The organism is Streptomyces sp. NPDC006743 (genome assembly GCF_040703815.1).
Classification (GTDB): Bacteria; Actinomycetota; Actinomycetes; order Streptomycetales; family Streptomycetaceae; genus Streptomyces.
Map to the genome: position 1 here is coordinate 1 of NZ_JBEYJA010000060.1, position 12,582 is coordinate 12,582.

Sequence of the window (12,582 nt, forward strand, 5' to 3'; positions counted from 1 at the left end):
GACCTCGCCGCCGTCGTCCTGCACCAGGCGAACCTGCGCATCATCGAACCGCTCGCCGACCGGCTCGGCGGCCGGACGGGGCCCGGACGGCCGTTCAGGAGGTCGCGTACGCCTCCACCTCGCTGAACTGCCCGGCCGGCCAGCCCGTGTTGCCGCTGACGGTCAGCCGCAGCCAGCGCAGGGCGGTCCCGGCCGGCAGGGCGACGGTGACGCTGTTGCCGGTCGCCGGTTCGAAGCGGTAGCCCTGTGCGCCCGCCACCGTGGTGTAGTTCGTGCCGTCGGTGCTGCCCAGGACCGCGATGGTCTGGGTCCGGGCGCCCCAGGCGGCGGACGGCGGGAGCTTCAGCACCAGCCGGCGCACGGACTGGCTCGATCCGAGGTCGACGGTGAGGGACTGCGGGAAGGCGTTGTTGGCCGACTCCCAGTAGCTGTTCGCGTCACCGTCGACCGCCTTGCCGGGCGTGTAGACGTCCTGGGAGCCGGTGGCGGTGGCCGGACGGCCCTTGGCGAGGTTGCGGTTCGGGTCGGGAGCCGGGTTGCCCTGGCCGGGCTGCGGCCAGGTGGAGCAGTCCTCCCAGGTGCTGGTCCAGCCGGAGTTGCCGCCGCCGTCGGTGAGCGCGAAGCTGCCCGAGCCGGACGGGAAGGGGCAGTTGTAGACGCCCGCGGAACCCACACCGGTGGCGGTGACGCCCCGGAACGTCGCCGCGCCCTGGGCCTCGGCCTGGACGACGACCGTACCGGTGTTGCGCACGGTGGCGCCGTCCACGGTGACGCCCTTCACCGGGTATCCGTGACCGCCGCCCGAGACGAACTCGAAGGCGCTGTAGGGGCTGTCGACGACGGTGGTGCCCGTGATGTTCACGGTGGCGTTGATCGCGCTGTCGTAGGAGTCGACGCGCAGCGCGCCCATCGGGTGGTTCCAGTTGGGGTTCATGGCGCCCGCGCGCACCAGGGTGTTGCCGGAGACCGTGATCGTCCCGGCGAGCGGGTTGAAGGGGTCCATGAACTTCTGGTTGGAGATGGCGATGCCGCTGCCGAGGGCGTTGGTGTCGGAGACCAGGTTGTCGGAGACCGTGATGTCGGTGCCGCCGTAGATCGCGATGCCGTTGGCGAGGTTGGGCTGCGAGATGGTGTTGTGCTCGAAGCTGCTGTCCGTGTCGGGTGCGTACAGGGACCACATGGCGAGGGCGTCGTCGCCCTGGTTGCGCAGGAAGTTGTCGCGGACCCTCACTCCCCTGGCGTTGCCGTTGAGGTTGAGGCCGTCGGCGGTGGTGTCGAGGATGCGGTTGTCCTCGACGACGAGGTTGTCGTTGTTGCCGGTCAGCCACAGGCCGCACTTGAGGTGCTGGATCCACATGCCGGAGACGCTGGAGCCGGGACCGAGGGAGCCGGTGACGAAGCTGTCGGGGCTGCCGTCGTTGCGTTCGGTGACCTCGCCGATGACCGCGAAGTCCTTGAGGTGCACACCGCCCGAGGAGCTGCCCTGGTTGATGAAGCTGGAGCTGTGCACGACGGAGTACCAGCTGCCCGCGCCCTGGAGGGTGACGTTCTGCACGCCGCCGAGCGAGGAGGTCAGCCGGTAGTCGCCCGGCGGGATCCACACCACCCCGCCCTGGGCGGCGTTGACGGCGTCGCGGAAGGCCTGGGTGGAGTCGCCCTGGCCGCTGGGGTCGGCGCCCTTGGAGACGACGGAGACCGATCCGGCCGGCTGGGCGGCGGCCGGCGCCACCTGTTCGAAGTCGGCCACGTCCACGGTGACCTGGACGTTCGCCGCCTCCAGGGTGATCTTGTCACCGGCCTGGACGTTCTGCCCGAGCAGCAGCCGGGCGTTGTCGAAGAAGTGGTGGGTCTTGGCTCCGGTGATCCAGCCGGTGTCGACGTAGGAGTACTTGGAGGTGACGGTGAGGGTCTTGGCGAGCCGGGTGCCGTTGACGTAGACGTTGAGGGTGCCGGACTGGCCGTCGGGCACGTTGTAGGCGACGTTCAGGGCGTTGGCGGCGCGCGGTGCGGTGAACTCCACCCGCTGTCCGGCGGTGAGCCGGACGGCCTGGCGGCCCGACGCCTCCGAGGCGAGGGTGCCCTGCGTGTAGTCGGGGCCGATCTTCGTGCCGGTGGTGGCGGCGGACTCGGCCTCGACGGAGGTGAAGGGCAGGGTGGCGCCCGCGGCGGCGTGGGCGGCGGGCGCACCGAGGGTGACGAGCATGCCGGCGGCGAGGGCGACGGTGGCCGCGACGGCCGGCAGGCGGCGGACGGATCTGGGCGTGCTGGTGCCGTGCATGGGCTGATCCCTTCGTGGTGGGGTGCGGGATAGCGCTGTGCGGAACGGCGGCCGGGGCCGGGCGCCGGGTGGTCCGGGCCGAGGGCCCCGGTGGCGCGCGGGTTCAGGCGCGCAGCCAGGCCGCCGTGTCCTGCGGGAGGCGGCCGGCCTCGTCGAGGGGGCCGCTGGCCAGCAGGAGTCGGGTGTGGGCGGGGAGTTCGGCGGGGGCGCCGGAGAGGTTGACCACGCAGGCCGTCCCGTCGGCGCGGGTGAAGGCGAGGACGCCGTCGGGGCCGTCCAGCCAGGTGAGGGGGGCGTCGCCGAAGGCCGGGCGCAGCCGGATCGCCTCGCGGTACAGGGCGAGCATGGAGGCGGGGTCGCGCTGCTGGAGGTCGACGGCGTGGCCGGCCCAGCCGGCCGGCTGCGGCAGCCACGGCTCCCGGCCCGCCTCGGTCCCGAACCCGGCGTGGGGCGCGTCGGCCGACCAGGGCAGCGGGACCCGGCAGCCGTCGCGGCCCGGGTCGGTGCCGCCGGAGCGTTCGTGCATCGGGTCCTCGATGCGGTCCAGGGGGATGTCCGCCTCGGGCAGGCCCAGCTCCTCGCCCTGGTAGACGTAGACGGCGCCGGGCAGGGCCAGGGAGAGCAGGGCCGCCGCGCGGGCGCGCCGGGTGCCCAGGGCGAGGTCGGTGGGGGTGCCGAAGGCCTTGGTGGCGAAGTCGAATCCGGTGTCGGCGCGGCCGTAGCGGGTGACGGTGCGGGTCACGTCGTGGTTGCACAGCACCCAGGTGGCGGGGGCTCCCACGGGTGCGTGTTCGGCCAGCGTCTCGTCGATGCAGGTGCGCAGCCGGGTGGCGTCCCAGGGACAGGCCATGAAGGAGAAGTTGAAGGCGGAGTGCAGTTCGTCGGGGCGCAGGTACCGGGCGAAGCGTTCGCTGTCGGGGAGCCACACCTCGCCGACGAAGACGCCGCCGTACTCGTCGGCGACGCGGCGCCAGGAGCGGTAGATGTCGTGGAGTTCGTCCCGGTCGACGTACGGGTGCGGGTCGCGGCCCTCGGCGAGGTCGGGCAGGCGGGGGTCCTTGGCGGGCAGGGCGGCGGAGTCGATGCGGACGCCGGCGACACCCCGCTCGAACCAGAACCGCAGGATGTCCTCGTGTTCCTGGCGCACGGCCGGGTGCGCCCAGTTGAGGTCGGGCTGCTCGGGCGCGAACAGGTGGAGGTACCAGGCGCCGTCGGGCAGCCGGGTCCAGGCCGGGCCGCCGAACTCGGAGGTCCAGTCGTTGGGCGGGAGTTCACCGTGGGCGCCGCGGCCGGGACGGAAGTGGAACAGCTCGCGCTCGGCGCCGCCCGCCCGCGCGGCCCGGAACCAGGGGTGCTGGTCGGAGACGTGGTTGGGCACGATGTCGACGATGGTGCGGATGCCCAGTTCCCGGGCCTCGGCGATGAGTTTCTCCGCCTCGGCGAGGGTGCCGAAGGCGGGGTCGATCGCCCGGTAGTCGGCGACGTCGTAGCCGCCGTCCTTCATCGGGGACAGGTACCAGGGGTTGAACCACAGGGCGTCCACGCCGAGTTCGGCGAGGTAGGGCAGGCGGGCGCGGACGCCGGCGAGGTCCCCGGTGCCGTCGCCGTCGCCGTCGGCGAAGCTGCGGACGTACACCTGGTAGATCACGGCGGAGCGCCACCAGGCGTCGTCGTCACGGCTGTTTCGGGCAGGGGTGGGCTGTCCCACGGTGCGTGCCTTTCTGTGTCGGTCGGCGGGCAGGGCGGGCGGGCGGTGTCAGCCCTTGGTGCTGCCCGCGCTGATCCCGGCGATGATGTGCCGCTGGAAGACGAGGAAGAGGGCGACCATCGGGATGCTGGCGATCACCATCGCGGCGATGAGCACGGTGAGCTGGATGTTCTGCGAGAGCTGGACGAGGGCCACGCTGATGGGCTGCTTGTCCGTGTCGGAGAAGACCATCAGCGGCCACAGGAAGTCCTGCCAGACGGCGACCAGCGCGAAGATCGACACCACGCCGAGCACGGGCCGTGACATGGGCAGCACGATCGACCACAGGGTGCGCAGTTTTCCGGCGCCGTCGATCTCGGCGGCCTCCAGCACGTCACGCGGTATCTGGTCGAAGAACCGCTTGAGCAGGTAGAGGTTGAAGGCGTTGGCGGCGGCCGGGAGCCAGATGGCGAGAGGGTCGTTGAGCAGGCTGGTGTGGATCAGCGGCAGGTCCGCGACGGTCAGGTACTTCGGTACGACCAGGGCCTGGGCGGGCACCATCAGGGTGGCGAGGATGCCGCCGAGGATCACCTTGCCGAAGGCGGGGCGCAGCCGGGACAGGGCGTAGGCGGCGGCTGTGCAGAACACCAGCTGGCAGGCCCAGGCGCCGGCCGCCTGCACGAAGGTGTTCCACAGGTGCCGGGGCAGTTGCATCAGGTCCCAGGCGTCGGTGTAGGCGCTCAGGTGCCAGTGCTGCGGTACGAGGGTGGGCGGGGTCTGTGCGACCTCGTCCGGTGATTTCAGGGCGCCGGTCACCATCCAGTAGACCGGGAAGAGGAAGGCGAGCGTGAACAGCAGGACCACGCCGGTGAAGACGGTCCAGTAGAGGACCTTGCCGCGGGGGCGGGCCAGGGCCGCCGGGGAGAGGAGGGTACGGGTGCTGCTCATGCGTCCTCCTGGCCGGAGCCGGAGCGGGTCAGCCGCAGGTAGCCGGCGGAGAACAGGCCGAGCAGTACGAGCAGCATGACGCTGAGGGCGCAGGCGCCGCCGAAGTCGTTGTAGAGGAAGGCGTACTTGTAGATGAGGTAGAGGACGGTGACCGTGGCGCTCTCGGGGCCGCCGCCGGTGATCACGAACGGTTCGGTGAAGACCTGCATGGTCGCGATGATCTGGAGCAGCATCAGCATCAGGATCACGAACCGGGTCTGCGGGACGGTGACGTGCCGGATGCGCTGGAGCAGGCCCGCGCCGTCCAGTTCGGCGGCCTCGTACAGCTCGCCGGGGATGGACTGCAGGGCGGCCAGGTAGATGAGGACGGTGCCGCCGAGGTTGGCCCAGGTGGCGACGAGGACGAGGGAGACCAGGGCGGTGTCGGCGCCGTTGGTCCAGTTCGAGGTGGGCAGGTGCAGGGCGCGCAGCGCCTCGTTGGCGAGGCCGGCGCCCGGGTCGTAGAACCACTTCCACAGCAGGGCGCTGACCACGGGCGGGATCATCACCGGCAGGTAGACGACGACCCGGAAGAAGGCCTTGGCGTGCCTCAGTTCGTTCAGGACGAGGGCCAGGACGAAGGGGACGGCGAAGCCGATCAGCAGGGCGAGCGCGGTGAAGGTGAGGGTGTTGCGCCAGGCCGCGCCGAACTCGGGGTCGTGCAGGACGTGGGTGAAGTTGGCGGTGCCCACCCACTGGGGTGTCTGGCCGGGGGTGTACTTCTGGAAGGCGATCACGACGGCGCGGATCGCCGGGTACCAGGAGAACAGGGCGAAGCAGATCAGGCCGCCGAGCAGGAAGGCGTAGGCGCGGGCCTGTTCGGCGAGGCGGCGCCGTCTGCGCTCCCGGGCGCGGGGCGGCGCCGGCAGGGGGTGGACGGCGACCGCCTGGGCGGGCCGCCGCTCGGCCGTCTTGGTCATGGCGGGTCAGCTCCGTGCCAGGATGCCGTCGATCTTGCCGGAGGCGTCCTCGAGGAGCTGGTCGATGTCGGCGTCCTTCTTGGTGAGGACGGCGGAGACCACGCCGTCCAGGACGGAGTAGATCTGCTGTGCGTTGGGCGGCTCGACCTTCAGCCGGAGGTTCTGGTTCCCCTCCAGGAAGGAGCGGTAGTTCTCCACGGGCACGTTGGCGTTGGCCTTCTTGACCTGCTGGTCGGTGGCGTCGGCGGCGCCGGTGAACAGGCGGGGTTCGGGCAGGCCGACGGGGGCGTCGTTCTTCTTGGCGCGGGCGTAGTCGCCGAGGAAGCCCTTGCCGGGGGTGAGGAACATGTGGTCGAGCCACTTCAGGCCGGCCCGGATCTGGGCGGGCGTGTCCTTCTTGTTGAACATGTAGCCGTCGCCGCCGACCAGGGTGCCCTTGCCGCCGGGCATGGGGGCGAGGGCGAGGTCCTTGTAGTTGCCGCCCTTCTCCTTGACCAGGATCGGGATGTTGTCCGGGGCGGAGAGGTACATGCCGAGCTTGCCGGACCCCATCATCTGCTGGGCGTCGTTGATGACGAGGAGCTGCTTGCTGCCCATGGAGTCGTCGCTCCAGCGCATGTCGTGCAGGTTCTGCAGCACGGCACGCCCCTCGGGGGTGTCGACGTTCGCCTTCTTGCCGTCGGCGCTGACGACGTCGCCGCCCTGGGAGTACAGCTCGGCGGTGAAGTGCCAGCCGCCCTGGTTCTGGGCGCTGTAGTCGGCGTAGCCGACGGTGCCGCCGCCGAGTGCGGCGATCTTCCGGGCGTCGGCGCGGACCTCCTCCCAGGTCGTCGGCGGCTTGTCGGGGTCGAGGCCGGCCTTCTGGAAGAGCTTCCTGTTGTAGATCAGGCCCATCGAGTAGCCGGTGCGCGGGATGCCGTAGATCTTGCCGTCCACGGTGTAGATGTCGCGCAGCTGCTTCTGGAGGGTGCTGTAGCTCTTCAACTCCTTGACGTACGGGGTGAGATCGGCGGCCTGGCCGGTGGAGACGACGTGCTTGACGTCGGTGAAGTAGGTGTAGAAGACGTCCTCCATCTGCCCGCCGGCCAGTTTCGCGTCGAACGTCTTGGGGTCCTCGCAGGGGAACGCGTCGTGCGTGACGACGTCGATGTCCGGATGCTGCTTCTCGAAGGACGCCACGTCCTCCTCGAAGAACTTCCGGTCGGTCCTCGCGCTCTTGGGCGGCTCGCAGTTGACCGTGATGCGGGTCTTGCCGTTCGCGGACGCGTCGTCGTCGGAACCGCACGACGTCACGGCGAGGGCAAGGGAGCAGACGCCGATCGCGGCGACGGCATGGCGGAACCCGGTGCTTCTCATCGGTGGACCCCTCTGGACAGGAGCGGTGGGCGTCGCACACTCAAGCACCGGGAACAGCAGCGCGCAAGATGTCGCGTAGAAACTGAAATTATTTGACAGTGCACCGGCTCCCTGGGGCGGACCCGGAGGCCCCGGCCCGTCAGGGACGCGGGGCCTGCGCGGTGGAGCCGCGGACCACCAGCTCCGGCTCGAACAGAAGCTCGTCGGCGGGGACGGCGCTGCCGCCGATCTGCGCGTTGAGCAGTTCCACGGCCGCCTTGCCCATGGACTCGATGGGCTGGCGGACGGTGGTCAGGGGCGGCTCCGTGCAGTTCATCAGCGCCGAGTCGTCGTAGCCCACGACGGAGATCCGGGAGGGGACGTCGAGTCCGCGGCGGCGCGCGGCGCGCACGACGCCCAGGGCGAGCGGGTCGCTGGCGCAGATGAACCCGGTGACGCCCCGGTCGATGAGCTTGGCCGCCGCGGCGTGGCCGCCCTCGATGGAGAAGATGGCGCGGGCGACGAACTCGTCGGGCAGCTCGGCGCCGAACGCGCGGGCCGCCGCCAGTTTGCGGGCCGAGGGCACGTGGTCGCCGGGCCCGAGGACGAGGCCGATCCGCTCGTGCCCCAGGGAGACCAGGTGCCGCCAGGCCTGTTCCACGGCCACCGCGTCGTCGCAGGACACCGCGGGGAAGCCGAGGTGCGCGATGCCCGCGTTGACCAGTACGACGGGGATCTTGCGGTCGGCCAGGAGCCGGTAGTGGTCGTGCGGCGCGTCCGACTGGGCGTACAGGCCGCCGGCGAAGACGACCCCGGAGACCTGCTGCTGGAGCAGCAGCTCGACGTAGTCGGCCTCGGACACCCCGCCCTTGGTCTGGGTGCACAGCACCGGGGTCAGGCCGAGCTGGGCCAGGGCGCCGCCGATGACCTCGGCGAAGGCGGGGAAGATGGGGTTCTGCAGCTCGGGCAGGACCAGGCCGACCAGCCGGGCGCGCTCGCCGCGCAGTTGCGTGGGCCGCTCGTAGCCGAGCACGTCCAGCGCGGACAGGACCGCCTGCCGGGTGGCTTCGGAGACTCCGGGTTTGCCGTTGAGCACCCGGCTGACCGTGGCCTCGCTGACCCCGACCTTCTTCGCCACTTCCGCAAGTCGTCGCGTCATGCACGCAAGCCTAGCGCAAGAAACGCAAGGCGCTTGCGTAAAGATTCCGGCCACCGGCAGGCCGGTGACGCGCGCGCCGGGGACGCCCGTCGACGCCGTGCGGACTTCCGGAGCGCGGCCGGGATGCGCCCGGGGCAGGCGACTACACGCGGCTCGTCGTCGCCGTGTCCGACGACAGCCGCTGGGCGAGGTAGATCGGCAGGACCGACAGCAGCACCAGGACGGCCGCCACGACGTTGACCACGGGGGCCTGGCGCGGCCTGGTCATGTTGCCGAAGATCCAGACCGGCAGTGTCTCGACACCGGGCCCGGCGGTGAAGGTGGTCACCACGATCTCGTCGAAGGACAGCGCGAAGGACAGCAGCGCGCCCGCGAGCACCGCCGAACGCACCAGCGGGAAGGTGACGTCGGCGAAGGCGCGGAAGGTGTGGGCGCCCAGGTCCATCGCCGCCTCCTCGTAGGAGGTGGTGGTGCGCCGCAGCCGGGCGACGACGTTGTTGAAGACGACGACGACACAGAACGTGGCGTGCCCGACGACCACGGTGAACAGCCCGAGTCCCACGCCGAGCGGCGCGAGCACCGTGGAGAAGGCGGAGTTGAGGGCGATGCCGGTGACGATGCCGGGCAGCGCGATCGGCAGGACGACGACGAAGGAGACGGCGCCGCGGCCGAAGAAGCGGTGCCGGGCCACCGCGAAGGCGATGAGCGTGCCGAGGACCAGGGCGATCGCGGTCGCGCCGAGGCCCGCCTTCACCGACACCCACAGGGCCGCGCGGGCCCCGGAGCTGTGCCACGCCGCCGCCCACCAGTGCAGGGTCAGTCCCGGGGGCGGCCAGCTCGCGCTGCGGTCGGGGTTGAAGGAGTTGACGAGGACCAGCAGCAGCGGGACGTAGATGACCGCGAAGCCGAGCCCGGCGGCGGCGCGGAGCGCGATGCGCGCCCGGCGGGAGAGCTGCATGACGTGGGAACACCCCCTGGGACGGCGGTTCACAGACTGCTGAGGGCACCGGTGCGGCGCATCGCGAGCAGGTAGAGGACGATGACGACCACGGGGACGGTGCCCAGCGCGGCCGCCATGGGCAGGTCGAGTTCGATGTCGGAGTAGACGAGATTGCCGATCAGCTGGGTCTTGCCGCCGACGATCTGCACGGTGATGTAGTCGCCGAGGCTGAGCGAGAAGGTGAAGACCGATCCGGCGGCGACCGACGGCAGCACCATGGGCAGCACCACCGACCGGAAGGTCCTGGAGGGCCGGGCGCCGAGGTCGGCCGAGGCGTCGAGCAGGCCCGCGGGCAGCCGCTCCAGGGCGGTGTGCACGGGCAGGATCATGTACGGCAGCCACAGGTAGGTCAGGGTCAGCACCGTGGCGGGCAGCCCGAACCCGGGGCCGGTCAGCCCGAACGGCTCCAGCACCCAGTCGGCGAGGCCGCCCTGGGACAGGATCAGCCGCCAGGCGTACACCTTCACGAGGTAACTCGCCCACAGCGGGGTGAGGATGGCCACCACCAGCAGCGGACGCCACCGGGGCCGGGCGACGCGCGCGGTGTAGAACGCGAGCGGGAAGGCGATCACCGCGCACAGGGCGGTGACCGCGAGAGCCACGCCGATGCTGCGCACGATCACCTGCCGGTAGACCGGGGTGGTCAGCAGGGCGTGGAAGTTGTCGGCGGACCAGACCTTGACGACCGCGGAGGTGAAGGTGTCCGTCGTCCAGAAGGCGGAGACGAACAGCACGCCCAGGGAGCCGAGGTAGAGCACGGTGAGCCACAGCAGCGGGGCGGTCAGCAGCAGCGAGAGCCTGAGCCGGGGGCGGCGGTGCAGCGCCCCGGCCAGCCGCCGGGCGGCCCCCGGCCCGGCCCGGCGCGCCGCACTCTGTGCGGTGGCGGTCACGGTTCAGCCCTTGATCTCGGTCCAGGCCCGCACCCACTGGGCGTAGGGCACGCACTTCACGTCCGTACGGCCGTCCAGGCACTGCTCGATGGGGGTGTTCCAGAAGGCGATCCGCTTCCAGTACCCCGTGTCGGCGGCGTGGTAGGTGGTGCAGAATGCACGGTCGCTGGTGTGCTGGCACGCCGCGGCGTTGGCGGGTGCCTCGCCGAAGTACTCGGCTACCTGGGCGTTCACCTTCGGTGAGACGATCCAGTCGAGCCATTTGTAGGCGCAGTTGGGGTGTTTGGCCTTGGCGGAGACCATCCAGGTGTCGGACCAGCCGGTGGAGCCCTCCTTCGGGACGAGCGCCTTGACCTTCGCGCCCTCGGAGGCGGCGAGGTTGGCGATGACCTGCCAGGTGGTGCCGATCACGGAGTCGCCGCTCTTGAAGGCGGAGACCTCCTTGAGGTAGTCGCCCCAGTACTCGCCGACGCCGGCGTTCTGCTTCTTCAGCAGCGCCACGGCGGCGTCGAACTGCTTCTGGTCCAGGGCGTAGGGGTCCTTGATCTTCAGCTCGGGCCGGGTGGCCTTGAGGTAGAGGGCGGCGTCGGCGATGTAGATGGGCGAGTCGTAGGCGGTGACGTGCCCCTTGTAGGCCGCAGCGCCGTCGAAGACGGCCGACCACGAGGTGGGGGCGGGCTTCACCTTGTCCGTGTTGTACATGAGCAGGTTGGCGCCCCGGCCGTGCGGGATGCCGTACGCCTTGCCCTTGACGGAGTTCCAGGGCTGCATCTTCAGGTCGGGGAAGATGCCGCTGTAGTTGGGCACGAGCGCGGTGTTGACGGGGGCGGCGTCGCCGGAGGCGATCAGGCGCAGGGAGGCGTCCCCGGAGGCCGAGACGGCGTCGTACTGGCCCGTCTTCATCAGTTTGACCATCTCGTCGGAACTGGCGGCCACCTTGGAGCGGACCTGGCAGCCGGTCTGCTTCTCGAAGCCGCTGACCCAGTCGGCCTTCGGGTCGTTCGAGCCGTCCTCGACGTACCCGGCCCAGGCGATCAGGTCGACCTGGCCCTCGGTGCGGCCCAGGTGGGCGGGTGCCTCGAGGTCGGGCGGGTTCAGACCGCCGCCGGAGGAGCCGCCTTCGCCGGAGGAGCCGCAGGCCGTTGCGGCCAGCAGGGTCGCGGCGGCGGCCGTGGCGAGCAGGGTTCGGGCGGGTCGCATGACGTGCCTCCCAGGGGACGGGAACGGTTCAGAGGGCGCCGGGGACCTGGACGGTGTGCCGGCGGTGCCAGGACAGGCGGACCCTGGTGCCGCGGTAGGCGGCGACGTCCTCGGCGGAGGACTCCAGGTTCTGCTGGAGTGCGGTGAGCCGGCCGCCGGCGTCGAGGTCGACCAGGAAACGGGTGGAGTCGCCGAGGTAGACGACCTCGGCGACGGTCCCTGTGGCGGTCGCGTGTGCGGGGTCGTCCGCGAGGGCGGCCTCCTTGTGCACGCGGATCTTCTCCGGCCGGATGCTGTGGACGCCGCCGGAGCCGAGGATCCGCCGGGCGGACTCGCCCTGGAGCAGGTTGGAGGTGCCGACGAAGGAGGCGACGAAGGCGGTCGCCGGCCGCTCGTAGATCTCGGCGGGGGTGCCGACCTGTTCGACGCGGCCCTCGCGGAAGACGGCGATGCGGTCGCTCATCGTCAGCGCCTCCTGCTGGTCGTGGGTGACCAGGACGAAGGTGATGCCGACGTCGCGCTGGAGCGTCTTGAGTTCGACCTGCATCCGCTCGCGCAGCTTCAGGTCGAGAGCGCCGAGCGGTTCGTCGAGCAGCAGCACGCGGGGGCGGCCGACCAGGGCCCGGGCGAGGGCCACCCGCTGGCGCTGGCCGCCGGACAGGGCCGCCGGGCGCCGCTTGCCGTAACCGTCCAGACCGACCTCGGCGAGCGCCTCGCGGGCCCGCACCAGCCGCTCCGCCTTGGGCACCTTGCGGACCTTGAGGCCGTAGGCGACGTTCTGTTCGACCGTCATGTGCGGGAAGAGGGCGTAGTCCTGGAAGACGGTGTGGACGTCGCGTTCGAAGGGGGCGAGGTTGGTGACGTCCCGTCCGCCGAGCGCGACACTGCCGCCGGTGGGCGTCTCGAAACCGGCGATCAGGCGCAGGACGGTGGTCTTGCCCGAGCCCGAGGGGCCGAGCAGGGAGAAGAACTCCCCGTCCCCCACCTCCAGATCGACCCCGGCCACCGCGGTCGTCTCGCCGAACGTCTTGCGCAGGCCCTGCAGCCGGATCGCGCTTCCCTCCATGGGGGAACCTTTCTGGCGCTCACGAACGTTGCACGGAAACATATGAAGTCATAGTTCAAA

The 12,582-nt window shown here is 70.9% G+C and carries 10 protein-coding genes; all 10 read right to left on the reverse strand.

Going from position 1 to position 12,582, the window contains the following annotated elements; all coding sequences use genetic code 11:
• Positions 1 to 94: 94 nt before the first annotated feature.
• A complete protein-coding gene (locus tag ABZ719_RS32410; RefSeq protein WP_366728730.1) occupies positions 95 to 2,278 on the reverse strand; it encodes a discoidin domain-containing protein in 2,184 nt (727 codons plus the stop codon).
• 103 nt (positions 2,279 to 2,381) lie between these two features.
• Entirely contained in the window at positions 2,382 to 3,986 is a 1,605-nt protein-coding gene (locus ABZ719_RS32415) for a glycoside hydrolase family 13 protein (RefSeq protein ID WP_366728731.1), read from the reverse strand.
• A 48-nt stretch (positions 3,987 to 4,034) separates the two neighbouring features.
• The gene (locus ABZ719_RS32420) at positions 4,035 to 4,913 is read right to left on the reverse strand and encodes a carbohydrate ABC transporter permease (protein ID WP_366728732.1); all 879 of its coding nucleotides are present in this window, start codon (positions 4,911 to 4,913) and stop codon (positions 4,035 to 4,037) included.
• Positions 4,910 to 5,872 (reverse strand): sugar ABC transporter permease, encoded by a 963-nt coding sequence (locus ABZ719_RS32425; protein WP_366728733.1) that lies wholly within the window; start codon positions 5,870 to 5,872, stop codon positions 4,910 to 4,912. The genes ABZ719_RS32420 and ABZ719_RS32425 overlap by 4 nt, the downstream gene beginning before the upstream one ends.
• A 6-nt stretch (positions 5,873 to 5,878) precedes the next feature.
• The gene (locus ABZ719_RS32430) at positions 5,879 to 7,228 is read right to left on the reverse strand and encodes an extracellular solute-binding protein (RefSeq protein ID WP_366728734.1); all 1,350 of its coding nucleotides are present in this window, start codon (positions 7,226 to 7,228) and stop codon (positions 5,879 to 5,881) included.
• A gap of 139 nt (positions 7,229 to 7,367) precedes the next feature.
• Entirely contained in the window at positions 7,368 to 8,366 is a 999-nt protein-coding gene (locus tag ABZ719_RS32435; RefSeq protein WP_366728735.1) for a LacI family DNA-binding transcriptional regulator, read from the reverse strand.
• Between the two features lie 142 nt (positions 8,367 to 8,508).
• Positions 8,509 to 9,324, reverse strand: coding sequence for an ABC transporter permease (locus ABZ719_RS32440; protein ID WP_366728736.1), 816 nt, complete (start codon positions 9,322 to 9,324; stop codon positions 8,509 to 8,511).
• Positions 9,325 to 9,353: 29 nt separating this feature from the next.
• Entirely contained in the window at positions 9,354 to 10,256 is a 903-nt protein-coding gene (locus ABZ719_RS32445; RefSeq protein ID WP_366728737.1) for an ABC transporter permease, read from the reverse strand.
• 3 nt (positions 10,257 to 10,259) lie between these two features.
• Positions 10,260 to 11,456 (reverse strand): ABC transporter substrate-binding protein, encoded by a 1,197-nt coding sequence (locus ABZ719_RS32450; RefSeq protein ID WP_366728738.1) that lies wholly within the window; start codon positions 11,454 to 11,456, stop codon positions 10,260 to 10,262.
• Between the two features lie 28 nt (positions 11,457 to 11,484).
• Positions 11,485 to 12,522: an ABC transporter ATP-binding protein gene (locus ABZ719_RS32455; RefSeq protein ID WP_366728739.1), complete on the reverse strand. Its 1,038-nt coding sequence runs from the start codon at positions 12,520 to 12,522 to the stop codon at positions 11,485 to 11,487.
• Positions 12,523 to 12,582 lie beyond the last annotated feature (60 nt).